Source organism: Bacillus sp. F19 (genome assembly GCA_023823795.1).
Taxonomy (GTDB): domain Bacteria; phylum Bacillota; class Bacilli; order Bacillales; family Bacillaceae; genus Bacillus_P.
This window is the reverse complement of the sequence record CP085710.1, coordinates 1,441,245-1,466,600: the sequence shown is the minus strand read 5'-3', so window position 1 is coordinate 1,466,600 and position 25,356 is coordinate 1,441,245. Positions and strand designations below refer to the sequence as shown.

Here is a 25,356-nt window from a genome sequence, read left to right as displayed (position 1 = left end):
TCGTCTCCTTATTTAATAAATTTAGTGTTATCGACATTAGTGTCTATTATTTATCGTTGTTGTTCGGTTTTGATTGTACTGATTGGAATCTTATAAAATCTGGCTATTTTGCTCCTGCTTTTAACAAAATCTTTTCAATCTCTTTAAACCCTTTCTCACGTGCATGTTGTAAAGGAGTTACATTATTTTTATCAGGTATGTTCACATCTGCTCCATAATCTATAAGCAATTGCACTGTTTGCTGCTGTTTTTCGTCTCCATCATTCAAAATAATAGCTTCCAGTAAAGCCGTCCAACCAAGATTATTGACATGATTAACATCAGTATCTGTATTAGTAAGAAGTTCTTTGATGACATTCACATATCCATGTTCAGAAGCAGGGATCAAAGCGGTTCCTCCATACCTGTTAGTAATCGTCGGATCGGCACCTGCTTTAATTGTAAGCTTTAGGATATCTATATATCCTTCTGCACCAGCATACAGAAAGGGATTGTTTTTCATTTCATCTCGAATGTTGACATCTGCCCCTGCCTCGATAAGTACTTTTGCAGTTTTGACATCATTATTATAAGTTGCGATCATAGTGGCAGTTTGTCCATTTGAGTCCTGTGCATTAATATTGACCCCTTCCTTAATCAGTCTTATTACGGTATCCGTCTCTCCACGTTTTGCTGATTGAAATAGTTTCCCGTTCACTGCTTCTCCCCCCTTGTCAATTGAGGCACACCCTTGTAGCAGAAGTATGCAGCCTATAACTACTGCCAGCCACTTCCACATATAATACACACCCGGTTTCCTCCTTTTTCAGTTACATTCTGATTCGTCTTAAACTATGTTAGTACTTAGTTATAAACTCCTTCTAAACAATTTCTTAAAAAATGCTAAACTTATACAAAAAATTTCTTAATGTTTATAAAAAAAAATCCCGCCACAGTTTGACGGTGTAAAACGTTCGTTAAACATTAAAGCGATATCCTGCTCCCCAGACGGTTTCCAAGAATTTCGGACGTGCAGGGTCTCTTTCGATTTTTTCTCGTAATTTTCTAATATGGACGGTCACCGTTGAAACATCTGCAGCTGACTCAAGCCCCCAAATCTTTTCATAAAGCTGCTCTTTGCTTAATACTTGGTTCGGGTGCATCACAAAAAACACGATCAAATTAAATTCCTTTGTCGTAAACGGAACCTCCTCTCCGTTAAGATAAACTTTTCGTGCTGACTTATCGATCGATATTCCATGAACGAAAATCGTATTTGAATTGGTTTGATTTCCTGCTAAACGTTCATAGCGCGCTAAATGTGCTTTCACTCTAGCAACCAGTTCGCTTGGACTAAAAGGCTTTGTAATATAATCGTCTGCTCCTAAACCAAGACCTCGAATTTTATCGATATCTTCCTTTTTGGCGGATACAAGCAAAATAGGAATGTTTTTAACAGCACGTAGTTGTTTGCAAATCTCAAATCCATTTATTCCTGGCAGCATGATGTCCAGGATGATTAAATCATAATTTTCTTTAAGGGCATATTGAAGCCCTGAATCACCAGTATGTTGAATATCGACACGAAAATCATTTATTTCTAAATAATCTCTTTGCAATTCCGCAATGCTAATATCGTCTTCTATAAGTAATATTTCTTTCACATTTTTTCACCTTTCTTTAGAGAAAAGAATACACTTGTACCTTTACCTAATTCACTAGTAGCCCAGATTTCCCCTTCATGCTCCCCAATAATTTGTTTTGCGATCGCAAGTCCTAAACCACTTCCGCCTGTCTGAGAATTTCTCGATTGTTCTGCACGATAAAAACGATCAAAAATATATGGTAAAGCAGAACGTTCAATACCTTGCCCATTATCTATTACTTGTACAACTACATTACCTAATCGCTCATGCAGAGAAATAGATATGTTCTTTTGGTCTTTGTTCATATATTTCACACAATTACTTATTAAGTTGGCCAATACTCGTTTTAATTTCTCTCTATCCGCTAACACGTAGATCGGGTTATTCAAAAGATGAAACTCAATATGAATCTCTTGCTCAAGTAAGTCCAGATTAAGTTCTTCTACGTAGTCTCTCATATATTTTACCAGTTCGACAGTTTCAAAATTGAATGGTTCTTTTTTTAAATCCAGCTTGGAAAATAAGAACAGTTCATCAATCAATGAATCCATGTCTTTTGCTTTTAAGTACACAGTTGATAAATACTTTTCTATTTTCTGAGGGGTATTTGCTACACCATCCTTAATCCCCTCTACATATCCAATAATCGAAGTAATTGGTGTCTTTAAATCATGTGAAATATTAGACAAAAGCTCTTTTCGATTTTCCTCATACTTAAGCTGAAGATTTACGGATTCTTTTAATTTTATTCTCATTTCCTCAAAGGCCCTATTTAATTGTCCGATTTCATCATTCGAAATAGCCTTGATTTCAAAATTTAAATCTCCTGATTTTATTCTTTCAGTACCATCTTTAAGAATTGAGATAGGCTTAATAATGCTTCGTGAAACTAAATAGTTTAACGTACCAATAATCATAATAAACAGTAATAGCAAAAGTCCTGATAATATTGGAAACAATTCTCGAATGAGCTCTGCATAGGAACTTGCCTTTCTTAATACAAAAATACTCCCTTCACTTTTATCCGAAAAATAAAAATCAAACTTCACATACGTAAAAAAGTAGTCATTGATTTTAATCGTATCTCGCGTATTGATGTTTGTTTCTTCAAAACCGGGAAGGGATTTAGCTTTAAATCGAGAAACACACTTTCTTCTACTGTTGTTAAAGGTTTTGAACATACGTTTTTTTGTAAAGATGCTCTATAGATTTTACATCACCAGTTATGGCAAAAATAATTAAAAAACCAGCTGCCAATAATAAAGTGATAGAAAAAAGGATCACCCCAACATAAGACAACAGAAACCTCATTTTAACTGACATCTTTTCCACTCACTCTGTTATAAAATTTTCACTGGATCATTCTTTATTCTTTGCATGGCAGATACCTTTGCAAACCACACTATCCAGATTAAAGAAGCTCATTTTTCTAAGAAGTTAAAAGAACCATATCACACAAATATTAAAACTTTCTAAAATACGTGTGAAATATTTCTAAACACCTTATGATAAGTGATGCTTTATTCTGTAGAGAATTAATGCCTGTTGAGTTGTAGATAAACCAACGCAGGGTATCGTCAGGAAATGCGAAATTACAACTATAAGGAAATTCCAATATTAAAAAGCCTAATTTCTCAAAATTAAAATTGAGAAATTAGGTTTTTTTCGTTGTTCCATTAAAGCGCCAGATTGAGGACGATGAAGGAGCTGAGTCCTAATGGCTCCTCCTGGTATATATGATTTGTCCTTTTCGCTGGCCAGCTTCAGGACACTCATATCATACCAAGAGGTTATTTTTTTGTTCAAACCTCATTTTTCTCCATTACAGGAATGCTGCCCGATAATTGAATAAACGTATGTTTTTCATGTATCGCACTCGTTAGGAGAAAATATTTATTCGGATAGATTCTCTGAATAATTGGTCATATAATACATATCCTAATCCTGTTTAGGAGGTGAAACTTTATGACTAATCAAAGAAATAATCAAAATCAACAAAATGACAATAGTGTTGCAGAGAGCATTAAGAACACAGCAGGCTCTGCATTTGAAACAGTGCATAATGCTTTAGAAACAACAGAAAATATTGCAATGAATACTGTTGATGCAACTAAAAAAGTTGCAAACAATATAACAGGCAACACAAAAAACAATCGAGAATATCAATAAAGAATAAAGGTTAAACGCCATTTATCTGGCGTTTTTATCATTTTTACATAGGATTAATTTCAAACAATAGTTTTAAACCTTAAAAAATCAAATAAACTCTCAGTTATTTTTCTGAGAATTACAGTTATATCCCATTCCTCTAAATTTTCCTTTAGGACCTGTTTGCTTTCTTAGCCAACTCAATCCCTTCATTTTGTCGCATCAGTAAAAATAAGAGAGCAAGATTTCAGAATGAAATTTTCATTAAAATTTGCCATAATGAGATTGGAGAAAGGAGGCAGATCATGCTTCGACTGTTTGGAGCCTTAATCGGGCTTCGTTTAATTTGGGGTTTATCTTTTGTTTTTATGAAATGGCTGCTTCCGCCAGCTTGTGTATGGAGAATTGTGTTTCTCCGCTGTCTAGCAGGTGCAATCATCCTGCTGCAGGTTTTATTGTGGAGACGCAGAGAAATCAAAGGGAGACTTCCTTGGAAAGCACTAATTGTTCAGAATAAGCTGCATTATCTATTCCGGAATTTATATTATGCCATTAGCCTTATAATTTTTTATAATTCTTACTTCATAAAAGCCCCCGATTTGTTAAAACATCATTTACAGTATGTAATAGGCTTCGTTAATACACTTGGTCCCAATTTTTCGGTTTTAGAGTTAGAAAGTCTAACCTGAACTTCTGCGTTTTTCATCCTTGCTGTTATTAAATCAAATCTACCTGCCCAGGTTGGACTATCTTCTTCAGGGGTAGGGTACAGCCTAAAACGCCAACTTATTTCACCAGGTATAAAGGCAAATCCTTCATACCTGTCGTAATTCCCATAGGAAGACGGTTCGGGGAGGTGAACAGCAAGTATACTCACATTCGTTCGAGCAAAACTAGGCGGATTTAGTTGAACTTTATAGATCAAAGCTGTTCCCTTTGCATTTTTCATATTTTCATCTACTGGCTCTAAAACCATACTGCAAGGCATACTGATTGCATTTGTTTGAGAAGGATTCATTGCAAAAATAGAAATTAAGAATAATGCCAAAGCAAATTGTTTCATATATAACACCTCTTCTAATTTGTTTGGTTAGTATCCCCCATTCTGCTTTAATTACAGTCCAGAATCTATTCAATTATTATCTCTTTAACAGCATTTTATCTAATTCACGCACTTTGTCATATGACTCTAATAGGTGTTCAGGTACCAATGTTCTCCCATATTCCCAAGCGTTAGTTTCTATTTCAGACATAAGTTTTTCTTTTTCTTCATCGTCACCATAGATCAGGGTTCTTAAATCATGTTTGTTTTTCTTAAAACTTAAATAATAGCCAATCTCATGATAAAGAATGATTTTCACAAAATTTTCATCCGACTCTTTAATTCTTACCTTCCCTCTATACCCGTTTATTTGAAGATAATTAAATTTAATCGTATTTGTCGAGACGTTAAAACTCATAGGTGCAGGCAGATTATTATCAAATTCATAATTAATATCTAAACTGTGCTCATGTAGTGTCGTTTTAATTATTTTCTCAATATCCCATATATATAGCATCTTATCTCTCCCTGCTAAAATTCTCAGTAATAATTAGCTTATTTTCAATTATTTTATAATGTCATACTCTCCATTTGTCTATCAATTATATAGCATTTAGATAAGATCATCTTACTATTTAGTTTCTCTTTTGAACTTCCTCTATTATTTTATATTATACCTATTTGAGTAATTGCCCCAATTGTTGAATATTCATTATTCACATTAATTAATTCCGTACTTTTCACTTAGATTTTGAAAGCGATTTCCTTTAAAAGATTCTTTATCATTGACTAAATACCTCCTTCAACTTTTTGGCTCAAATGAAAAAAGACGCCTTCGCTTAATCCGATAATCATGCAGACAATAAAAAAACGAGCAAAAATCTCTGCGATTTCATACTCGTTTTACAAGTTGTTTTTAAGTTATTTGAACTGCTTATCCATAAACAGTGCGACCTTTGTTACATGTCTATAAGCTCTTCATAAATTAGCTTCCCGATTTCACTGATTGTCCTTCTGCCTTCTTCCTTATTCTGAAGCTGATCAATCAGCACGGCGATATAGGCCGTTCGATCGCCAAAGCGGATGATCGCACAGTCATGCTCAATGCCTGGAAGCTCTCCGGTTTTGTTGCCTGCGTATACCTTTTCCTTATCCATATGATAGGGAAGCTTGTCTGTGAATTGCTGCTTTTGAAGGATGTCTGCCATCTGTTTTCTGCTTGCTGCGGAGAGGAAGCCTTCCACGCCGATTGCTTTCAGGCACTTCAGGATGTCATCTGCAGTTGTCCAGTTATTCAAACCGTTTTTGATTGCTTCCAAATCCATCATATCCCGGTTCAGCTCAGTGCCTTTAAGGTTTAGTTCCTTTATATATGCGCTTATTGCCGTTCTTCCGGCTTTATGAATCATGTAATTTGTCGCCGCATTATCAGAAACGACAATCATTAATGAAAGCAAATCTAAAATGGTTAAGACAGCATCATCTGAAAAAGACTGCAGGACACCGGCTCCGCCTGTTTTTTCAATCTCACACATTTTCACCTTTTCTTCTAAAGTAAGAATACCGTGCTCTTTTTGATGAAAAGCTGTCAGCAGGATGGGAAGTTTAATCAGACTCGCCGATGAAAAAATTCCGCGGCTGTCCCGTTCGAAGATTTTCCCATCAAGATCTAGTGAGAGACCTATTCTTCCAGGACAGCGTTCCATCACTTTTTGCAGCCTCTGTCCAAAACCCGTCACTTCGTCGCTGCGATTTGAGAAAAATCCTGATCGCCCATGATGCTGCGGTCATATAAATGACAGGCAACGAAGTGATTTTCCTCTACTTCCTGCCATACGGGCTTTTTAGAAGCACAGGCTTCCATCGCATAGGCACAGCGTGTTCTGAATACACAGCCGCTCGGCGGATTCATCGGGCTCGGCAGCTCGCCCTGCAGGATAATGCGCTCCCGCTTATCCTCTACATCCGGATCAGGAATTGGAATTGCAGTCAAAAGTGCCTGCGTATAAGGGTGCAGCGGTTTTTTGTAAAGCTCGCTGCTTGCGGTCTGCTCGACAAGGTGGCCTAAATACATAACCCCGATGCGGTCGCTGATTTGCTTCACCATGGACAGATCATGCGCAATAAAAAGGTAAGTCAGTCCCTTTTCTTTTTGCAGGCGCTTCATTAGATTCACAACTTGGGCCTGCACGGAAACATCGAGAGCTGAAATCGGCTCATCTGCGATAATGAATTCCGGATCAAGGGCAAGTGCGCGGGCAATACCGATCCGCTGTCTTTGGCCGCCGCTGAATTCGTGCGGATAGCGGTTGGCATGATCACGGTTTAAACCCACATCTTCAAGGAGCTGATGCACTTTTTCCGTCCGGCCCTGCTTATTTTTATACATGCCGTGAACTTCCATCGGTTCAGAGATGATCTCAAGGACAGTTGACCGCGGATTTAATGATGCATATGGATCCTGAAAAATCATTTGCATCTGACGATAGTAGGCAAATTTGTCTTTTCCTTTTAATTCATGGATGTTTTTGCCGTTAAATAATACTTCTCCTTCTGTCTGATCGTATAAGCCGAGAATGGTCCTGCCGGCAGTTGATTTTCCGCAGCCTGATTCCCCGACGATGCCGAACGTTTCCCCTTTTTTCACTGTGAATGAAATGCCGTCTACTGCTTTTAGCGTTGCCCCTTTACCAAGGTGAAAATGTTTCTTTAAATTTCGTACTTCCAGCAAATTCTCCACTGTTATCCCTCCGTCTTTAGCCAATAGCGTCTAGCTGCACATAATTCCTTTTCATAAATGGTTCCGGCCATATCAAGAATCTCAATCGACTTCCCGGTGTTTGGCGAATGAAGAAGCTTGCCGTCTCCGTAATAAATGCCTACGTGATGAAGGTTTCCAATCCCTTCTTCGTACGCAAAAAACAATAAATCGCCAGGCTCAATCGCGTCAAGCTCTACTTTTCCCCCTGAAGCAGCCTGATCATGGGCATCTCTTGGAATCATGTATCCATTTGCTTTGCACATGGTGTAACTGAACCCTGAACAATCAAATCCAAAGCTGCTCATTCCGCCCCAAAGATAAGGAAGACCGATGAATCTTTCGCCCTCCGCCACAATGTCCTGACCGCATCCATTCGGAACACTTTCAAAAGCTTCATAAAGGGAAACATCCGCTGCCTTCAGTTTCCCTTTGCCATATGGAGTTTCTACTTCAATCCACTCTGTTTCTTCTTTTAGAACTGTCAAGATGGTTTGAAAGCTTAGATCAAATTGAGGTGTGTCATCTTCAGAATAAAGCATGGTTTTTTTGCTTTGAACAATTGCGATAGGACCATGCAGTGATTCTGCATTCAGCTCGATTTGGCAAAGCGGCATCCACCCCGGGTACCCTCTTTCATCCTTTGAAGAGGACTGAGAGGGAATAATGACATGTGCATAGCCATCCTGTTCGTCCATGATCCATACTTCTTCTCCAAGCAAAGCCTGAGTCTGAATCCGATTTTCATTACATAAAGCAAGACTCGTTTCATATGTTAGCCCGTTCAGCCATGATTCAATGTCAGCCGGATTCACAACTGCTTTTTCATCCAAATCACGCGGGGAATCCTTTGACGTCCATATGGTTGCAACGGATACCGCAACTCTTCCTTTTCTTATTGTCATTTTGCAGAAACCTCCCCGTCATTTACAAGAACATCTGAAATTCCAAGCCCGTTTCCTTCTGAAAATGTCATTTTTCTTCCGTTATACCGGACTCCGCCCTCTACAATTTCTTTTGCAAGCATGAGCGGGGCGTCGAAGTCAAAACGTGTAATGTTCTTTTTGGCTGCTGCAAAGTGAGCGGCTGCGGTAATGCCGATTCGCGTTTCGATCATGCTTCCAACCATGCATTCAACCCCGCATATTTCAGCAAGCTGATTGATCATGGCAGCTTGATAGATGCCCCCTGCTTTCATTAATTTAATGTTAATCAAATCTGCACTTCTCGTTTTCAGCACTTCAAAGGCCTGCTTCGGAGTAAACACACTTTCATCCGCCATAATCGGCGTTTCCACGGTATCAGTTACTTGCTTTAATCCTTCAATGTCATGAGCTTTCACTGGCTGCTCAACTAATTCGATGTTCAAGCCAAGGTCTTCCATTTTGCCTATTACAGTGACCGCTTCCTTTGGCTTCCATCCTTGGTTAGCATCAAGGCGGATTTTAATTTCTGAACCGACACGGCTTCTGATTTCCCTGATCCGTTCGATATCCAGAGCACTGTCACCTAGCCCAACCTTCACCTTTAAAACATTAAAACCATTTTGAATATAGGAAGCCGCATCTTCTCCCATTTCCCGCACGTCATTTACACTGACGGTAAAATCTGTTTCCATTTTATCTTTATAACCGCCTAAATATTGATAAAGGGGCAGTCTGCTATGCTTGGCAAGGCAATCATAAAGGGCCATGTCCACTGCGGCTTTTGCACTTGAATTGCCTGCTAAGACCGATTGTATTCCCTGGAAAATAACTTCGTAGTTCAATAGATTTTTGCCGATTAAAAACGGCTTCAGCACTTGATGAATACTGGCTTCTATACTCGAGAGACTATCACCCGTAATGACAAGTGTCGGCGGCGCTTCTCCCCAGCCGGTAATACCGCTTTCGCACGTCACTTTTAAGATGACGGATTCTGCTGTCACAACTGTCCGGAGTGCCGTTTTAAAAGGCTTTGTCAGAGGGACAGCCACCCGAAATGTTTCCACTTTTTCGATTTTCATAAACATCCACCCTTTTTAAAGAATCCCGCTTTCGATTACAACTGTCTTTTCGATTGTATTCATTTCTGCATGTGTTCCAAGCGGAACAGAGATATTAGGACTGCAGTGTCCGATTTTAAACCCTCTTAAAGCCGGTTTGCCAGAAAGTTTTATGTAATGAGCCAGCACTTCATCAAGAGGTATCGAATTCTTTCGTTTTTGAGGAACGCAGTTATGAAAATCAGCGACGAGAATACCTGCTGCGTCTGTTAACTTGCCTGCCATATAAAGCTGATTCAGCATGCGGTCGACTGCATAAGGCTCTTCATCAATTTCTTCAATTAAAAGCAGCTTCTCTTTCGAATCAATCTCAAAAGCGGTACCGACCGAGCTTGTGATTAATGATAGATTCCCGCCAACAAGCTCACCGCTTGCTTTTCCTTCAATCATGATTTCAAGGGGCGAAAGAGATTCATTATAAGTTAGCGGGCTGTTCTCAAAAAGCTGATGAAAATATTGTTTGGTTAACGGAAGAACACCGGATTCCTCTCCAAAATCAGAGCTGAGCATAGGTCCGTGAAACGTAACGAGACCGGTCTTCTGTCTGATGGCTGTATGTAAAAAAGTAATATCGCTGTAGCCCCAGAAAATCTTCGGGTTCTTTTGAATAAGGTCATAGTCTAATAGAGAGGCCATGCGTGCTGTTCCAAAACCTCCGCACGCGCAGATGATGGCTTTAATCTCTTGATCCTGAAACATCGTATGAATATCTTCTGCTCTTTCTTCATCTGTTCCTGCAAGATAACCGTATTCGCGTTCAATATGTTTGCCGAGCTTGAATTTCAAACCTGTTTCTTCTAAAAAAGAAAGGGAGCGCTTCAGGTTCTCTTGATTTGGAGGACTTGCCGGGGAAATAATGCCGATTGTGTCGCCTTTTTTTAACGCCTGGGGTTTTATCATTCTAGTAGTCTCCTTTATATAGAAAAGGGATGTTCAAACAGCTGAACACCCCTTTTGCATGGTTTACTTCTTATCTGCCCATTTTAATTCTAAATATCCGACAGGGTGACGGACGATGCCTGATACATCTTCATTTTGCAGGTAAACCTGGTTGTAGAAATGGATCGGAATGATCGGTGCTTCTTCAAATAAAATCTTTTCTGCTTTGTAAAGCAATTCAAAGCGTTTCACTTCGTCAGATTCATTTTTTGAGTCTTTGATCAATTGATCATACTCAGCATTTGTCCAGCCTGTGCGGTTCATGGAATGTCCTGTTTGGAAGTTCTCAAGGAAGTTCACAGGATCAGCATAGTCAGCTAAGAAAGAGCTGCGTGACAACTGGAATTTCAACGCCTTCTGATCGGTAGCAAATACGTTCGCTTCAAGGTTTGCAAGCTTCACATCAACGCCTAAGTTTTCTTTAAACATTTGCTGAAGCGCTTCTGCAATTTTCTTGTGCGTATCATCTGTGCTGTAAGTTAATGTGACTTCAGGAAGCTTGTCATAGCCTTCTTCTTTCATGCCTTTTTCAAGCAATGCTTTTGCTTCAGCTGCATCTGTTTTCACAAGATCGCCGCTTACCTCGCGGAAGTCTTTGCCTGAAGGATCTTTAAAACCGGGTGAAACGAAGCCGTATGCTGCTGTTTCCTGGTTTTTCGTTACGAAATCAACGATTTGCTTTTGATCAACTGCCATTGCAAATGCTTTGCGGATGTTCACATTCTGGAACGGTTCAAGAGTTACGTTCATGCGGTAGAAGTAATCTCCAGCCTGTTCTTCTACATTCGCTTTTCCTTCTTCAAAAAGAGACTCTGCCAAGTCAGCAGGCACGTCTGATGTATCCAATTCGCCTGTTTGGTAAAGCTGGTATTCTGTATTTGTATCTTCTACGATCGCCCAATGAACGCCATCAAGCTTCACGTTTTTCGCATCCCAGTACTGATCGTTTTTCTTCATCACAAATTCTTTGTCATGCTCCCATGACTCGAGTGAGAAAGGTCCATTGCCGACAAACGTATCAGCTTCTGCAAACCAGTCTGGTGTTTCCGCAGCTACTTTTTCATTTACCGGGAAAAATGCCGGATTTGCAATGACACTTAAGAAGTATGCTTGAGGACTGGTTAGCGTAACTTCAAATGTTTTTTTGTCAACAGCTTTCACCTTCACGTCATCTGCAGAGCCAGTTCCGCTGTTGTAAGCTTCTCCTCCCTCAATGAAGTAGCCTAAAAATGCCGCTCCTGATCCTGTTTCAGGATTTAAAAGACGTTTCCATGCAAACACGAAATCGTCAGCTGTTAAATCATCACCGTTTGACCATTTTGCATTTTCGCGAATGTGGAACGTGTACGTTTTGCCATCTTCAGAAACGTCCCATTTCTCAGCCGTTGCTGCTTCAGGCTCATGGTCTTTACCTAAACGGGTAAGACCTTCCATTAAGTTGTTCAGCGCATTCCATGAAACAGCGTCAAATCCAATGACAGGGTCAAATGATGTTGGTTCAGTTCCATTATTCAGCTGCAAAATTTTCTCTTTCTCTTTTTCTTCTTTTTCTGTGTCTTTTCCTGCACTCTCATTTGCTGTACATGCTGCAAGTACGAATACTAACAATGCAGTCAGGAACATAGCCATCCACTTTTTCATTGTTCTCCCCCTCTTATTCTTGATCTATATGTTTATTTCATTGATGCTGCAGCTAATGCGCGGCTGTCCTGCAGCCAGCAGTCCACTTGGTGCTCTTTGCTCAATGCAGACGTAAAAGGATACACACGATCACAAACTTCCATTGCATGCTCACACCTTGCAGCAAACGGACACCCTTCTGGAGGCGAAAATAAATCCGGAGGTGAACCTGAGATCGGAATCAGCTCTTCTTCTTCAATGTCAAGACGCGGGATGGAGCGAAGCAGTCCCTTTGTGTACGGATGCTGAGGCTGATAAAAAATTTCTCTTCTTGATCCTGCTTCCACGATTTTACCGGCATACATAACCGCTACTCGATCAGCTACTTGTGCGACAACACCCAAATCATGGGTAATCAGAATAATGGAAACGCCTGTTTTCTTCTGAATGTCGCGGAATAAATCGAGAATTTGAGCCTGAATCGTCACATCAAGTGCGGTTGTCGGTTCATCTGCAATTAACACTTCAGGCTCGCAGACAAGAGCCATCGCAATCACAATCCGCTGCCGCATGCCTCCGCTGAATTGATGCGGATATTGCTTTAACCGGGCTTCAGGGCTTGGGATGCCAACAAGATTCATCATCTCAAGGGCTTTTAGTTTTGCCTTTTCTTTAGGCATGCTTTCGTGCTGGATAATGCCTTCCATGATTTGATCACCTATGGTCAGCGTCGGATTCAGCGCTGTCATCGGATCCTGAAAGATCATGGATATATCAGCGCCGCGAAGCTTTCTCAGCTCTTTTTCCTTCATTTTAGTTACGTCTTTTCCTTTAAAAAAGATGGAGCCTGCATCAATTGTTCCCGGCGGTTCAGGAATTAGGCGCATAATGCTTTGAGAAGTCACACTTTTTCCGCAGCCCGATTCTCCTACTATTGCGAGTGTTTCGCCTTTTCGCAAATCAAAACTTACGCCACGGACCGCTTTTACACGTCCCCCGTATGTTTGAAAAGAAACATGGAGTTCGTTTACTTCCAGTATTTTTTCCATGATGTTACCTCCTTAGCTTCGGATCAAGCGCATCCTGCAGTCCGTCTCCAAGCACGTTAAATGCAAACATCGTCAGAGAGATACAGAGGGCAGGAAAAAAGAGGCGCCACCAGTGTCCTGTTAAGATTGTTGAAAGAGCATCACTTGCCATCACACCCCAGCTTGCAAACGGAGCCTGAATCCCAAGACCGAGAAAACTCAGAAACGCTTCTGCAAAAATAGCTGATGGAACTGTTAGGGTAATTTGAACAATAATTGGCCCCATTGTATTTGGCAGGAGGTTTTTCCTGATAATCCTGCTTGTTTTCGTACCGAAAGATTTAGAAGCATGAACAAATTCATAGTTTTTGATTTGAAGAACCTGTCCCCTTACGATCCTCGCCATGCCGATCCAGCCTGTGACAGTCAGCGCAACGATAATGGTAAACAAACCAGGCCCCATCACGACCATGAGCAAAATAACGACAAGCAAATAAGGAAGGCCGTACAGGACTTCAACGACACGCATCATGTAATGGTCGATTTTTCCTCCTTTATAGCCGGCAATTCCGCCGTAAAGAACGCCAATCGCAAAATCAATTAATGCGGCAATCGCTGCCACGAAAAGCGAAATTCTCGCCCCGTACCAAGTTCTTGTAAAGACGTCGCGGCCAAGTTCATCAGTACCGAACCAGTATTTAGCCGACGGAGGCAGATTTTGATCGGTCAGAATTTGTGTTCTGACCGAATGCGGTGAAATGATCGGCCCGAAAATGGCCATAAACGCAATAAAAATCAAGAAGAGCAAGCCTGTCATAGCAAGCTTATTTTTACGCAGTCTTCTCCAGGCATCATGCCAGTAGGAAAGACTAGGTCTGACGACGGCTTCTGCATCCTGCTTGTCCCTGCTTTTCGGAACAAACCACTCATCAGGGATATCCCGGGAAAGATGAGGATCATGCTGTTTTTTGAGCTCCATTATCTTCCCTCCCTTTTATTTAATTGAATTCTCGGATCTAAAATCCCATATGCAACATCAACAAGGAACAGCATCACGATCAAAATTGTACTGTAAAAAACGGTCGTACCCATAATGACCGGATAGTCACGGGTTCCAATGCTTTCAATGAAGTACTTTCCCATGCCGGGTATCGCGAAAATTTTCTCAATAACAAATGTTCCTGTTAAAATACTGGCTGCAAGCGTACCAAGAACTGTAACAACTGGCAGCAGTGCGTTTCTAAGCGCATGCTTGAAAACGATTTTGACAGGGGAAAGTCCTTTTGCCCGGGCTGTCCGAATGTAATCCTGAGTAAGTACTTCAAGCATGCTTGACCTTGTTAGACGCGCAATGATCGCCATCGGTCCTGTTGCAAGCGCAAGTGTCGGCAAAATCATGTGCATCGGGCTCGACCAGGTTGCAGCAGGCAGTATTTTTAAATTAACAGCCAGATTTTGAATTAATAGGGTCGCCATAATAAAGTTTGGAACCGATATCCCGAGAACGGCGATTGTCATGGCTAAATAATCGATGAATCCGTTGTGGCGGAGCGCTGCAATGATGCCAAGCGCAATTCCTGAAAAGACAGCTACAATAAGCGTGACGATTCCAAGCTCAAAGGAAACCGGAAAGCCGCGGCCGAGCAGCTCATTGACTGTTTGAGAAGACTTTTTGATAGAAGGTCCAAAATCAAACGTGACAAGTGATTTCATGTACATCGCATATTGTACCGGCAGCGGTTCATCTAAATGGTAATAAGCTTCAAGATTTCGCTGAACCGCTTCGCTTGTCCCGCGTTCCTCATTAAAAGGCGAACCGGGAATTGTATGCATCAGGACAAACGTGAGCGTAATGATCAGCCAAAGTGTAAGGATCATGGAAAGCAGACGTTTAAATAGATATGTATTCATAAATTCTCACTTCCTAACAGAATGTCGTTCTCATCGCAAGCTCCGTCATCACGAGCATTGCCCGGTACGCCTCGAGAATGTCGCGTGCCTGGTAGCGGACAATCGTACTGTTTTCAACAAGCTTTGTTCCCGGCATAAGCGCAGCCCATTCAGCCTGTCCGTAATTGGCAAACTCGATTGCTAATAGCGGATTGCCCGGAGGAGTGAGCGGTTTAACGTTTTCTCTGTTTTTAATGGCGAGGGCTGTCTTTTCTTTGAGCAGCTCTCCTGCTTTGACAGGTGTCAGTGATTTGACGACAGACCTTGAAATGGTCTCCTTTACGACAGCTGTCGTGATATTCGGTATGAGAGCTTCCGCTTCCATTGCCGCCTGATCATCTCCTGCAACCATCAAAACCGGTACGCCGTGATAGCCGGCAACATAAGCATTAAAACCTAATTCTCCAACAGCCGTATCATTTATGTAGATCTCCCTGACCCCAAAAATCATCGTATGTGACATCACGCCTTTTTTTGAAGCGCGTGCATGATACCCGACAAACACCGCACCGTAAAAACTGTCATCAAGTCCCTGCACCATGCTGTATGGTTTTACATCTCCCGTAATCAGCTGTGTTTCCGGATGCAGTCTTTCGATCAGCAAATTGTTCATTTTTGAATGACTGTCATTGACAATGACCTCTTTTGCACCATGGTTAAAGGCAGATTGGATGACATAATTGGCTTCATCCGTCATGATTTGACGGCCCCGTTCGTAATTGTGCTTAGATGAATTCACATGTGTCTCATCAGCGAGTCCAGTGATTCCTTCCATGTCAACTGAGACATATATCTTCACCCAAATTCCCCCTGTTTGTATTTCCAATTTTCTTAAAATTATAAATTAAACATCATTACTTTACAATAACATTTACATAAAAATACAAAATCCCGAATACTTTTACTTCATTTACCATGGATAAAAAGTCCTAATTAATACACATTTTAGTAGTTTAAATGTGCAGGAAAACCTATCTTTCAAGTCAATAGATAGAGTAAAAGAATGAATTTTTCAGGAGTTTTAAAAGACAATAATTTTAACAGCAAGCACGAAAAACCCTTTATTTATAAAGGGTTTTAATGACCATTCATCCGAGATCCCGTTACACCCGGCAGGTACCCGGACAAATATCCCGATCTGCACACTTTCCATTCTGACAGATTTGTTCCGCCTGCCGGAAAACAGTTATTTAGACTCCCTGCCGAATTTCACGTGCATAAGCTTCGCCCATCTAAAGGCCTTCTGCTTCTCTGATAACTTTAAACGTCCCTGTTCCCTTGACCACTATTTTTCCAGAGGAATATCTGACACTAGCCCTATTCGGTACGCTTCCTTCGCATCAATGATTTTCCCTCTTAGAATCATATCCATTTGCCGCACCTTTTCCAACAAGTCTTGCAAGCCGCTGTGTTCCGCCGGCACTTGGTATGATGGATAAATTCAGCTCAGGCAGCCACGGTTTTTTTCTTTTTCTTCAAAAGTTCATAAGCCGTGCGGATTAAAATTTTAGGTCAGCCATGTTCTGAAAATATTCCGGCTGCCTTAAGCTCCCTATTGATACAAAAGCTTTACACACTGTATCCTGCAGAACATCTAAAGCATCTTCTTTATTCCGGACATATAAAAAAGCCGTTTTATATAACTTGGAGCTTTCTAATTGAATCAGCTCTTCAAATGCTTCTTCATTTCCTCTTATTGCTTTCTCTACTTTATGTACATGACTCACGTTTTCATCTCCTTTCACATGTTAGAGGAACCTGTTATAAGAAAAGTTTCAACGTGATGAAATCTACGTCATTATACAAAAATATGTAAAATAGTGGTATCATTTTTAAAAAGAGAGGGGATGAAATCATGACAGTGTTACCCCGCAGCACGATGCTAAAAGCGATGCTATCTGCTGACAAATCGTTTGATGGCGTATTCTACACCGGTGTAAAAACCACGAAAATCTATTGTTTACCCTCCTGTCATGCAAAAAAGCCGCTTCCAGAGAATGTGATCTTTTTCCAAGCGGCAGCCGATGCTGAAAACCAGCAATTCCGCTCTTGCAAAAAATGTTTTCCTGATTTTCCGCAAAGTAAGTGGATTGATCATAAGAGTTACATAGAATTAATCCCTCCAAACGATTTTGCCTTCAGTGAATGTCTTGTGTTTCTCGGAAGATCCTCTGCTGAAGTCCTTCACTATGTTCAAGAGGGTTTTCTGCTCAAATGGATAGAAGTCGATGGTAAAAGGGTGCTGATGAAGGTGTCAATGAAGCAGGATAGGCTAGTCATTGAATTCCCTGATCTTACACCTGACAAGTTTACCCGTGTACAAGCAGCCAAATACATCTGGACTCTATTTGATTTAGACAGGGACATGCAGCCTTTTTACGAGCTTGCTGAAAAGGATGAACTTTTAAGAGCCGTCGTCACTAAGCATTATGGACTCCGGATCATTGGCATTCCTGATTTGTTTGAGGCATTGACCTGGGCGATCATTGGCCAGCAAATTAATCTTCATTTTGCCTATACGCTAAAAAGGAGATTAATCGAACAGTTCAGTGAGTGTCATCATTTTGAAGGAAGACAGCTGTGGCTTTTTCCTAAACCTGAAGTGATCGCATCTCTTGAGATATCAGATCTCCAAAACCTTCAATTCACAACGAGAAAAGCAGAATATATTCTTGGCATTGCGAGAGAGATGGCAAACGGCAATCTTTCTAAAGAAAAGCTGCTTCGCTTAGAAACTGATAAAGCACGGTCTCTTCTGCTAAGCATTCGCGGTGTAGGAGCATGGACAGCGGATTATGTCATGATGAAATGCTTAATGGACACTACTGCTTTTCCTGCTGCAGATGTCGGCCTGCATCATGCTATAAAAGCTCAATTGGGTTTAGACCGGAAGCCGTCAATGGATGAACTAGTAAAACTTTCTGAAGGCTGGCAGGGGTGGGAAGCGTATGCAGTATTTTATTTATGGAGGTCGTTGTATCAATGATGAAAAAGTGGGTTATTCTTGCTTGTACTGTGATGGCAGCGCTGCTCATTTATTTCTATGGCTTATACCACTCGTCCCCATTAGCCGAAGATTTCCCGGTACCAGTGAGCGCAAAGCTTAGTGAGTCTTCTAATGATAAAGCCTTCTTCGAGGAATACAGCTGGCCACTCGCTTCAGAGGAGAATGGTCTCCCTGCTGCTTATTTGCTTGCCATCAGACTTTGGGGCTGGAAGAAAATCGATCAGATGGGGGCTATGACCACGTACGAGAAAAAAGGGAAGAAACTGGACGTCATCTCCCAGACTGATTATCTATTTATTGCAAAAAACGAATAGAAAAAGCTCAGCGCAAGCTGAGCTCTTTTTCAATAATATGGTGAAATCATCAAGTAAACAATGACACCCGTAAAGCTTACATATAACCAGATCGGCATGCTCCAGCGGACAATCCTGCGGTGCTTTGTAAGCTGACCTGTCCAGCCCCAGACAACTGAGAACAGGGCAAGCGGAACAATGATTGCAGCAAGGAAGCTGTGTGTAATCAGAATGAAGAAGTAGACATTTCGAATGAAACCTTCTCCTCCAAAACGCGTTGTTTCAACTGACATGTAGTGATACGTCAGATAAGACACACAGAAAAGCAATGTCGTAGTAAAAGCCGCTAAAATAAAGCCTTTATGCAGCTTCACATTTTTCTTGATAATGGAGACAAGCGCTATGACCAGAAAAACAAACGTAAAGCTGTTCAGTACGGCATTTATCCGCGGAAAAATATGAATATCAAATTTAACTTCGCCGCCATAGCCGATCGGCAAAAAGAACAAACCAAGAATAATCGCATTTACGACAAGGGAAAGTGTGACGATAATCGCCGTATAACTCTTGACTGTGCGAGCTGTTTCTTCCATAAGTATTCTCTCCTCATGATTCAATATGTTTTATTGTACCACAAGATTATGTTCTAATATTCGACAATTGTATGAAGGATGCTCCTGAAACTGCTCGGGTTCGGGAGGCGTTTTATTGGACAGGCTGTTCGAAACACAATCCATACTTCTTCAGCTTTCTCACAATCGTAGGCTGGCTGCTGTCAATAGCTTCAGCAATTTCATAGGTCGTTTTGTACTAATTCCTGTACTTTTCAAAATAATTCCGAGACTTTCTAATTTATTTCCGATACTTTTCAACTTAATTCCGAGACTTTCCAACTTAATTCCGTATAAATGTGAACAAAAGTGAATTCCACCCAATCCAATTCCCCTGCCGCAAAAAAGAGGCACCATATTATGAATCTTACATTATTAAAATCATTGAGAAACATATTGTAATAGATTGACTGCTATAGTCCAATCTTTTACACTTGAGGAACTGAAAAAGAAGCAGGTGAATCTATGGAATTCAAAATTAATTATCTCTCTTTTTACCTTATCCAAGTGGATGGCAAAGAGGAGAATGCCAATAAACAATACAAGCATTTTCAAACATTAACAACAGAAGAATACGAAGGGAACGCACTGAAAGACTTTTTGGACGGCGAACTGAAGAAAATCGTCAAGCGCAAAGTCGAGAAGCATCCGCGCAGCGAACAGGTTCCGACGAAGCTTGGCCACTTTGTCGTTGAGCCAGGATATGAGCTGGATTCTAATCCGAACTACAACCTTTTCCACAAAGCGCTTACTGCTGATACAAAGGAATCGTTTAAAGAAGCGAGCGAACGATTTGTCGGGGCTTATTTAGATGCAAGCGCAGTTCGCGGCGGGGCATTTCTAGTTCTTTCTGCCACTCCGGAAAAATACTTTGAAGATACTTTTTTGTTCATCTTAAAATGTGATTTTGAACCAAAAGTTGCTTCAATCTCGGATGAATCCACGCTCATCCGCAACGTGCAAATGGCGATCACAACAAAAAACATGAAATCAATTCAGTACCCGCATATGCCTGAAGAAGGAATGACAGAGCCGGGCGAGCTGAAAATTCATCAGGCCTCACACGCCCGCTACTTTGAAGACTTCTTAAAATTCGTCGAATACGGAGAATCCATGCCCGAAATCATGAAAACCCAAGTGATGAGCATGGTTCAGGAGCATGTTCTCGAAACCTACGAGGAAAACAGCCAGGAGCGCCAGCAGTTTGAGCATGACATGGAAATCTGGGAAGCAAGCGAAAAAAGGGAGATTCAAGAGCGATTAGACACGCATCAAGTCATTGAAGCTGCTGCACAGATTGTTGAGCACACGCCGGAAGCTGAATTGAAAATGAAGCTTGGTGAAACTTCTATTAAAGGCTTGCTTGCCGACTTTGGGGAGAATATTCATTTAGGCAAGATTAATGGAAGGTATGTATTGCTTGTTGAGGCGGATACGATTCAATTTGAGAAAGGGGTCTCGCCGATTGAGTTTCACCGGCCGGATGAGCTTGGGGAGATTATTGAGAGGATTGCTAATAAAACGGAATCTAATTAAAAAATCTCTTTTCATATTTTGTTTTTTGGGGTACTCATAGAAGTAGTTTGATGACCCCATTTTCTTATTCGCATCTCTTTGGGTAATAAAAGGGCATCAAAGCAGTGTGTAGAGCAAACATCGGTCATAAAATACAGGAAAACGCACGGCAGATAACGCTGAATATCCCAAAGGTACAAGATTCACAGCATACACAGCAGCTGAAGAATCCGGTTTTCCGTTAAAAGAACGCATTGCATTCCGTGAAGAACTGATTGGATATTTAGGACAGGCTTTATGCGGAGAAAAAGAGTCTGTAAAAAATGAGAATGTGAAAAATTGGAGCATTAAAATCTCTAAGCGGGCGATTCATTTTGATGTTCCGTTAAGCCAATGTCTGCGTGCAATTGCTGAGTACCGTACTGCATTATGGGACACCCTCACTGAAGAGCTCCATAAAAACAATTTTTCAGCCATTACGATGCTTGATGTCTCAAAAATAATCGATCCTCTCCTTGATAAGACGTGCAGTGTAATCGGCAATGTTTATGAAGATCACAGCAACGCTTTAATAGAGATCGCTTATTCGGCGCTTGAAGAATTATCTGTACCTGTTGTGCCGATTGCAGATGGCATCGCCGTTATCCCGCTTGTTGGCGCAATCGATACTCGCCGTGCTTCCTTAATTATGGAAGTTGCGCTCCATGAAGGAGCCCGTCTGAATTTAGAGCATGTGATTCTGGATGTATCCGGAGTTCCGATTATCGAAACAATGGTTGCTGATCAATTTTTCAAAATCGTTGATGCTTTAAAGCTTAGCGGCATTGAGACCGTACTGACAGGCATTCGTCCAGAAATTGCCCAGACCATTATGAGCCTTGGACTTGATTTTAATTCAGTTACGACTTAATTTAATATGAAACACGCTCTGCATGATTACGGTTTTCGAAAACGTTAAAAGCTGCAGCCATTTTAGTTGGCTGCAGCTTTTTTTGCTTCTATAAAATCTTACTGAGAAAACTCTTTGTTCGTTCATGCTTCGTATTTTCAAATAATTCCATCGGGGTGTTCTCTTCGATAATCATGCCCTCATCCATAAAAATGACACGATCTCCTACTTCACGGGCAAATCCCATTTCATGTGTGACAATCATCATTGTCATTCCTTCTTTAGCCAGCTGCTTCATGACTTCGAGCACCTCTCCAACCATTTCCGGATCCAGTGCGGAGGTTGGCTCGTCAAATAACATGATTTTCGGTTCCATCGCGAGTGCCCGTGCAATCGCCACACGCTGCTTTTGTCCGCCTGATAAGGAATCCGGATAAACATTTACTTTTTCAGAAAGCCCCACTTTTTGCAGCAGCTCTCTTGCTTTAGCTTCTGCTTTTTCCTTGCTCCATTTTCGTACAATGATGGGTGAGACCGTCAGATTTTCAAGGACTGTCTTGTGCGGAAACAAATTAAAATGCTGAAAGACCATTCCCACATCTTTTCGTATAGCATTGATGTCTGTCGATCTGGCGGTCAAATCCGCTCCTTCGATGTACACATGCCCTTCAGAAATGGTTTCTAATAAATTCAAGCACCTCAGAAACGTTGATTTTCCTGAGCCTGAAGGTCCAATAACGACGACAACTTCCTGCGGCTGTACTTCCATTGATATCCCTTTAAGTACTTCATTTTTACCAAAAGATTTTTTCAGTGCTTTAACCGAGATCATTCTGTGTCTAACCTTCTTTCAACGTAATTTAGCAAATAGGTTAGGCTTAATGTAAGCACTAAATAAACGAAAGCGACTGTTAAGTATGGTTCCCAAATCCGGTAATATTGACCGGTTGCGGCCTTGCCCCAATACATTAATTCCGGCACTGAAATTAACGAAATCAGCGAAGAATCTTTAAGCAGCACGATAAATTCATTTCCAAGCGGAGGAATCATCCGTTTCACTGCCTGCGGCAAAATTACTTCCTTCATTGCTTGCATATGATTCATTCCAAGTGATCGTGCAGCTTCCATCTGTCCCCTGTCGATTGACTTAATGCCGGCTCTGAAAATTTCCGCTATGTAAGCAGCAGCATTTAAGGCTAAGGAGACAACTCCTGAAATGATGGGGTTTACGGTCGACATAAACAACGGCATAACGCCGAAATGGATAATGAATATCTGAACCAGCAGCGGTGTTCCTCTGAAAAAATTGATATACCAGACAAAAGGCAGCTTTGCCAGCGGGTTTTTCATCATTTTACCTATTCCGATAAAAAGACCTAAAATTGCGCCAAGCAGTACGCCCATAATCGTGATGGCGATTGTCCATAGTGTTCCTTCTATAAAAAGCGGCAGATAATCTACTATAATATCAAAACGGAAATCCATAGCTGTCTCCTTTGTGTTTAAATCGAATGAAAAGCCTGGTATTTATTCTGCTTTTAATAGAGTATCTACACTCGGCTCTTTTCCAAACCACTTTTCATAGATTTCTGCGTAACTCCCGCTTTCAATGACCGCTTTAATAGCTGCATCAAATTCTGCTTTTAACTTGCTGTCTTTCGGAAACATTAAACCGTAAAATTCAGATTCAAAGCTATCTTTATCTTCTATCGCTTTGACTTTGCTGTTTGGATTGTTCTTTGCATATTCACTTGCCACAACATTATCTGTCACAACCACTTCAACGTCATTATTTTCAAGTGCCATAAAAGCAACAGCGGTAGTTTCATATTTTGAAATATTGTTATTTGCGCCGACTACTTTTTCTGCTGCAATCTGTCCGGTTGTACCGTTTTGCACGCCGATTTTCTTCCCTTTAAGATCTTCAGCGCTTTTTATATCTGCACCTTCTTTAAAAACAATCATATGTGTGGATTCAAAATAAGGAATTGAAAAATCATAGGTTTGTTTGCGGTCGTCATTGATTGTAATACCTGAGATCGCCAAATCGATTTGTTTCCCTTGTATGGATGCAAATAATGGATCCCACCCGATGTTTTCGAGTTTATGCTTATAGCCTGCCTCTTCCATAACCGCAGCCAGAAAATCGGCATCAAAGCCAACAATCTTCCCTTTATCCATGTATTCAAACGGCGCGAATGCCGCATCAGTTCCAACTTTAAGGACTTTCTTCTCATCTGACTCTGCCCCATTGCTTGTTTTCTCACTGCTGCCGCATCCAGATAGCATGAGAATAATGGTAAATAACAGGACACCTATAAGCTTACTGCTGTTTTTCATAGAATTTCCCCCTTTTCTAATGGTTTCCATTTTTTGCTTAAGTGACTTAGCCTTTCACCTCCTTTTTTCCTAAAAAATAACAAAATGTTACCTTTTATTACATGAGTGCATTTTTTATTATCATATTGGTTGTCCAATCTTTTTTCAATAAAAATTTTTTTAATAGTTTGAAAATACACACAAAAAGAGAATGCTTCCTGCATTCTCTCCTAACTTGTTAATATTCGATTGATAGGTTTGTAAAAAAATGAAAGGATACACTACCTGCCAAGCGTACCGAAATTATTGGAATAGCTACAGGATATATTTAAAGAAAAAGGGTTTCTGTTTTCAAGGCGGGAGGGTATGGATGAATATCTGACCTTTCAAATGAGAGTTCACGCGCTTCATGTGCTAAAATAAAGGCAAACCTACTAAATAGGAGGAAAAAAGATGAAGTATACTGGCTATATTGGTACCTACACAAAAGGCGACAGCAAAGGAATTTACACTTTCACACTTGATACTGCTGCTAAAAAACTGGGTGAAGTCAGCGTTGCTGCAGCCCTTGAAAACCCTACATACTTAAACCTCAGCAAGGACAACCGCTTTGTTTATGCCGTTGCTAAAGAAGGTGAGGCAGGCGGCGTAGCAGCTTACTCAAGAAATACGGAAACAGGCGAATTAAAGGAATTGAACCGCCAGCTTCTGCGGGGCGCCTCTCCTTGTCATGTCAGTGTGAATGACGAGAATCAATTTGTTGTTTCGGCCAATTATCATAACGGCACGATTGAATCGTATGAAATGAACACTGACAGCGAAACTCTTTATCCTTCTCTCTCTATTAAAAAGCATGTAGGAGACGGACCCAATAAAGACAGACAGGATGGACCACATGCCCATTATGCGGGCTTTACCCCTGACCAGAAATATGTGGCGGCCATCGATTTAGGAACAGATAAACTGTATACCTACGAATTAAACAAAGGTGAATTAAACGAAATACACAGCCTTCATTTACATGGAGGAAGCGGCCCAAGACATATGACGTTCCATCCGAACGGAAAAATTGCTTATTTAATGACGGAGCTGAGCAATGAAGTTGTCGTTCTTGCTTACAATCAAGAAGATGGCAGCTTTACTGAATTACAGTACATCTCAACAATTCCCGATGATTTCACTGAAAATAATCAGGGCAGTGCGATCCACATTTCTTCTGACGGAAGGTTCGTTTATGCAGCCAACCGCGGCCATGACAGCATTGCCGTATTCAGCACAAACAGCGACAGCGGAGAGCTGACATTTGTTGAACGCACATCAACAGAAGGTCACTGGCCTCGTGACTTCGCTCTTGATCCGACTGAAAAATTTCTGATTGCCTCAAACCAGGAAAGCAGCAACCTTGTTTTATTTGAAAGAAATCAAGAAACAGGCACGCTGACTTTGCTTCAATCTGATGTAACGGTTCCGGATCCGGTTTGTGTGAAATTTTTGAATCAATAAAGTAAAAAACCACCCACACAAAGCTCCGTATGAACATAAAAAGGCAAAATAAAAGCAGCGGATTC

The 25,356-nt window shown here is 40.9% G+C and carries 25 protein-coding genes and 2 pseudogenes; 6 read left to right on the top strand and 21 right to left on the bottom strand.

Annotated elements, in window-relative coordinates; all coding sequences use genetic code 11:
• Window positions 1-103: 103 nt before the first annotated feature.
• The 3 genes and pseudogenes from LIT25_07450 to LIT25_07440 form a co-directional block, all read right to left on the bottom strand.
• Window positions 104-778, bottom strand: a complete 675-nt coding sequence (locus tag LIT25_07450; protein USK36194.1) for an ankyrin repeat domain-containing protein — start codon at window positions 776-778, stop codon at window positions 104-106.
• A 178-nt stretch (window positions 779-956) separates the two neighbouring features.
• Window positions 957-1,643 carry a response regulator transcription factor gene (locus tag LIT25_07445; protein ID USK35148.1) on the bottom strand — a complete coding sequence of 229 codons (687 nt, stop codon included), beginning with the start codon at window positions 1,641-1,643 and terminating at the stop codon, window positions 957-959.
• Window positions 1,640-2,948, bottom strand: a pseudogene (locus tag LIT25_07440) (HAMP domain-containing histidine kinase). The gene LIT25_07445 and the pseudogene LIT25_07440 overlap by 4 nt, the downstream one beginning before the upstream one ends.
• A 642-nt stretch (window positions 2,949-3,590) precedes the next feature.
• On the opposite strand from LIT25_07440, the gene LIT25_07435 reads away from it, so the two are divergent.
• Complete coding sequence (locus LIT25_07435; protein ID USK35147.1) at window positions 3,591-3,794, top strand: hypothetical protein; 204 nt, start codon at window positions 3,591-3,593, stop codon at window positions 3,792-3,794.
• 589 nt (window positions 3,795-4,383) lie between these two features.
• Here the strand turns inward: LIT25_07435 and LIT25_07430 are convergent.
• The 14 genes and pseudogenes from LIT25_07430 to LIT25_07365 form a co-directional block, all read right to left on the bottom strand.
• The gene (locus LIT25_07430) at window positions 4,384-4,836 is read right to left on the bottom strand and encodes a hypothetical protein (GenBank protein USK35146.1); all 453 of its coding nucleotides are present in this window, start codon (window positions 4,834-4,836) and stop codon (window positions 4,384-4,386) included.
• A gap of 76 nt (window positions 4,837-4,912) precedes the next feature.
• Window positions 4,913-5,332: a hypothetical protein gene (locus LIT25_07425; protein USK35145.1), complete on the bottom strand. Its 420-nt coding sequence runs from the start codon at window positions 5,330-5,332 to the stop codon at window positions 4,913-4,915.
• Between the two features lie 442 nt (window positions 5,333-5,774).
• Window positions 5,775-6,521, bottom strand: coding sequence for a class A beta-lactamase-related serine hydrolase (locus LIT25_07420; GenBank protein USK36193.1), 747 nt, complete (start codon window positions 6,519-6,521; stop codon window positions 5,775-5,777).
• Between the two features lie 29 nt (window positions 6,522-6,550).
• Entirely contained in the window at window positions 6,551-7,561 is a 1,011-nt protein-coding gene (locus tag LIT25_07415) for an ATP-binding cassette domain-containing protein (GenBank protein USK36192.1), read from the bottom strand.
• On the bottom strand, window positions 7,558-8,478 hold the full coding sequence (locus tag LIT25_07410) for a C40 family peptidase (GenBank protein ID USK35144.1): 921 nt from the start codon (window positions 8,476-8,478) through the stop codon (window positions 7,558-7,560). Before LIT25_07410 ends, LIT25_07415 begins: the two co-directional genes overlap by 4 nt.
• A complete protein-coding gene (locus tag LIT25_07405) occupies window positions 8,475-9,578 on the bottom strand; it encodes a dipeptide epimerase (GenBank protein ID USK35143.1) in 1,104 nt (367 codons plus the stop codon). The genes LIT25_07410 and LIT25_07405 overlap by 4 nt, the downstream gene beginning before the upstream one ends.
• Window positions 9,579-9,593: 15 nt before the next feature.
• Window positions 9,594-10,535, bottom strand: a complete 942-nt coding sequence (locus tag LIT25_07400) for an LD-carboxypeptidase (protein ID USK36191.1) — start codon at window positions 10,533-10,535, stop codon at window positions 9,594-9,596.
• 45 nt (window positions 10,536-10,580) lie between these two features.
• A complete protein-coding gene (locus tag LIT25_07395) occupies window positions 10,581-12,197 on the bottom strand; it encodes a peptide ABC transporter substrate-binding protein (GenBank protein ID USK35142.1) in 1,617 nt (538 codons plus the stop codon).
• A gap of 32 nt (window positions 12,198-12,229) precedes the next feature.
• Window positions 12,230-13,225 (bottom strand): ABC transporter ATP-binding protein, encoded by a 996-nt coding sequence (locus LIT25_07390; protein USK35141.1) that lies wholly within the window; start codon window positions 13,223-13,225, stop codon window positions 12,230-12,232.
• 4 nt (window positions 13,226-13,229) lie between these two features.
• Complete coding sequence (locus LIT25_07385) at window positions 13,230-14,183, bottom strand: ABC transporter permease (protein ID USK35140.1); 954 nt, start codon at window positions 14,181-14,183, stop codon at window positions 13,230-13,232.
• The gene (locus LIT25_07380) at window positions 14,183-15,115 is read right to left on the bottom strand and encodes an ABC transporter permease (GenBank protein ID USK35139.1); all 933 of its coding nucleotides are present in this window, start codon (window positions 15,113-15,115) and stop codon (window positions 14,183-14,185) included. The genes LIT25_07385 and LIT25_07380 overlap by 1 nt, the downstream gene beginning before the upstream one ends.
• A gap of 13 nt (window positions 15,116-15,128) precedes the next feature.
• Window positions 15,129-15,953 carry a M55 family metallopeptidase gene (locus LIT25_07375; protein USK35138.1) on the bottom strand — a complete coding sequence of 275 codons (825 nt, stop codon included), beginning with the start codon at window positions 15,951-15,953 and terminating at the stop codon, window positions 15,129-15,131.
• A gap of 501 nt (window positions 15,954-16,454) precedes the next feature.
• Window positions 16,455-16,608, bottom strand: a pseudogene (locus LIT25_07370) (enoyl-CoA hydratase/isomerase family protein).
• Between the two features lie 45 nt (window positions 16,609-16,653).
• Complete coding sequence (locus tag LIT25_07365; GenBank protein USK35137.1) at window positions 16,654-16,881, bottom strand: hypothetical protein; 228 nt, start codon at window positions 16,879-16,881, stop codon at window positions 16,654-16,656.
• Window positions 16,882-17,009: 128 nt separating this feature from the next.
• Here LIT25_07365 and LIT25_07360 point away from each other — a divergent pair, with 128 nt between their 5' ends.
• Together LIT25_07360 and LIT25_07355 are read left to right on the top strand one after the other, a co-directional pair.
• Window positions 17,010-18,140 (top strand): DNA-3-methyladenine glycosylase, encoded by a 1,131-nt coding sequence (locus LIT25_07360; protein USK35136.1) that lies wholly within the window; start codon window positions 17,010-17,012, stop codon window positions 18,138-18,140.
• On the top strand, window positions 18,137-18,475 hold the full coding sequence (locus tag LIT25_07355; protein ID USK35135.1) for a hypothetical protein: 339 nt from the start codon (window positions 18,137-18,139) through the stop codon (window positions 18,473-18,475). Before LIT25_07360 ends, LIT25_07355 begins: the two co-directional genes overlap by 4 nt.
• Window positions 18,476-18,504: 29 nt before the next feature.
• Here the strand turns inward: LIT25_07355 and LIT25_07350 are convergent, their stop codons facing one another.
• Window positions 18,505-19,047, bottom strand: coding sequence for a DUF420 domain-containing protein (locus LIT25_07350; GenBank protein USK35134.1), 543 nt, complete (start codon window positions 19,045-19,047; stop codon window positions 18,505-18,507).
• A gap of 483 nt (window positions 19,048-19,530) precedes the next feature.
• On the opposite strand from LIT25_07350, the gene LIT25_07345 reads away from it, so the two are divergent.
• Together LIT25_07345 and LIT25_07340 are read left to right on the top strand one after the other, a co-directional pair.
• Complete coding sequence (locus LIT25_07345; protein USK35133.1) at window positions 19,531-20,601, top strand: DUF3900 domain-containing protein; 1,071 nt, start codon at window positions 19,531-19,533, stop codon at window positions 20,599-20,601.
• A gap of 310 nt (window positions 20,602-20,911) precedes the next feature.
• On the top strand, window positions 20,912-21,490 hold the full coding sequence (locus LIT25_07340) for an STAS domain-containing protein (GenBank protein ID USK35132.1): 579 nt from the start codon (window positions 20,912-20,914) through the stop codon (window positions 21,488-21,490).
• Window positions 21,491-21,578: 88 nt separating this feature from the next.
• Here the strand turns inward: LIT25_07340 and LIT25_07335 are convergent, their stop codons facing one another.
• The 3 genes from LIT25_07335 to LIT25_07325 are packed head-to-tail and all read right to left on the bottom strand — an operon-like array spanning window position 21,579 to window position 23,809.
• Window positions 21,579-22,301: an amino acid ABC transporter ATP-binding protein gene (locus LIT25_07335; protein ID USK35131.1), complete on the bottom strand. Its 723-nt coding sequence runs from the start codon at window positions 22,299-22,301 to the stop codon at window positions 21,579-21,581.
• Window positions 22,298-22,954, bottom strand: a complete 657-nt coding sequence (locus tag LIT25_07330) for an amino acid ABC transporter permease (protein USK35130.1) — start codon at window positions 22,952-22,954, stop codon at window positions 22,298-22,300. The genes LIT25_07335 and LIT25_07330 overlap by 4 nt, the downstream gene beginning before the upstream one ends.
• Window positions 22,955-22,996: 42 nt before the next feature.
• Entirely contained in the window at window positions 22,997-23,809 is an 813-nt protein-coding gene (locus tag LIT25_07325) for a basic amino acid ABC transporter substrate-binding protein (GenBank protein USK35129.1), read from the bottom strand.
• A gap of 432 nt (window positions 23,810-24,241) precedes the next feature.
• Between LIT25_07325 and LIT25_07320 the strand changes: the two genes are divergently transcribed.
• Window positions 24,242-25,291, top strand: a complete 1,050-nt coding sequence (locus tag LIT25_07320; GenBank protein ID USK35128.1) for a lactonase family protein — start codon at window positions 24,242-24,244, stop codon at window positions 25,289-25,291.
• Window positions 25,292-25,356: the final 65 nt, after the last annotated feature.

Bases quoted from the DNA above. Each gene is read 5' to 3' on its own strand.
- LIT25_07450 (USK36194.1), bottom strand. From the start codon at position 778: ATGTGGAAGTGGCTGGCAGTAGTTATAGGCTGCATACTTCTGCTACAA.
- LIT25_07435 (USK35147.1), top strand. From the start codon at position 3,591: ATGACTAATCAAAGAAATAATCAAAATCAACAAAATGACAATAGTGTT.
- LIT25_07430 (USK35146.1), bottom strand. From the start codon at position 4,836: ATGAAACAATTTGCTTTGGCATTATTCTTAATTTCTATTTTTGCAATG.
- LIT25_07425 (USK35145.1), bottom strand. From the start codon at position 5,332: ATGCTATATATATGGGATATTGAGAAAATAATTAAAACGACACTACAT.
- LIT25_07420 (USK36193.1), bottom strand. From the start codon at position 6,521: ATGGAACGCTGTCCTGGAAGAATAGGTCTCTCACTAGATCTTGATGGG.
- LIT25_07410 (USK35144.1), bottom strand. From the start codon at position 8,478: ATGACAATAAGAAAAGGAAGAGTTGCGGTATCCGTTGCAACCATATGG.
- LIT25_07405 (USK35143.1), bottom strand. From the start codon at position 9,578: ATGAAAATCGAAAAAGTGGAAACATTTCGGGTGGCTGTCCCTCTGACA.
- LIT25_07395 (USK35142.1), bottom strand. From the start codon at position 12,197: ATGAAAAAGTGGATGGCTATGTTCCTGACTGCATTGTTAGTATTCGTA.
- LIT25_07390 (USK35141.1), bottom strand. From the start codon at position 13,225: ATGGAAAAAATACTGGAAGTAAACGAACTCCATGTTTCTTTTCAAACA.
- LIT25_07385 (USK35140.1), bottom strand. From the start codon at position 14,183: ATGGAGCTCAAAAAACAGCATGATCCTCATCTTTCCCGGGATATCCCT.
- LIT25_07380 (USK35139.1), bottom strand. From the start codon at position 15,115: ATGAATACATATCTATTTAAACGTCTGCTTTCCATGATCCTTACACTT.
- LIT25_07360 (USK35136.1), top strand. From the start codon at position 17,010: ATGACAGTGTTACCCCGCAGCACGATGCTAAAAGCGATGCTATCTGCT.
- LIT25_07355 (USK35135.1), top strand. From the start codon at position 18,137: ATGATGAAAAAGTGGGTTATTCTTGCTTGTACTGTGATGGCAGCGCTG.
- LIT25_07350 (USK35134.1), bottom strand. From the start codon at position 19,047: ATGGAAGAAACAGCTCGCACAGTCAAGAGTTATACGGCGATTATCGTC.
- LIT25_07345 (USK35133.1), top strand. From the start codon at position 19,531: ATGGAATTCAAAATTAATTATCTCTCTTTTTACCTTATCCAAGTGGAT.
- LIT25_07335 (USK35131.1), bottom strand. From the start codon at position 22,301: ATGATCTCGGTTAAAGCACTGAAAAAATCTTTTGGTAAAAATGAAGTA.
- LIT25_07330 (USK35130.1), bottom strand. From the start codon at position 22,954: ATGGATTTCCGTTTTGATATTATAGTAGATTATCTGCCGCTTTTTATA.
- LIT25_07325 (USK35129.1), bottom strand. From the start codon at position 23,809: ATGAAAAACAGCAGTAAGCTTATAGGTGTCCTGTTATTTACCATTATT.
- LIT25_07320 (USK35128.1), top strand. From the start codon at position 24,242: ATGAAGTATACTGGCTATATTGGTACCTACACAAAAGGCGACAGCAAA.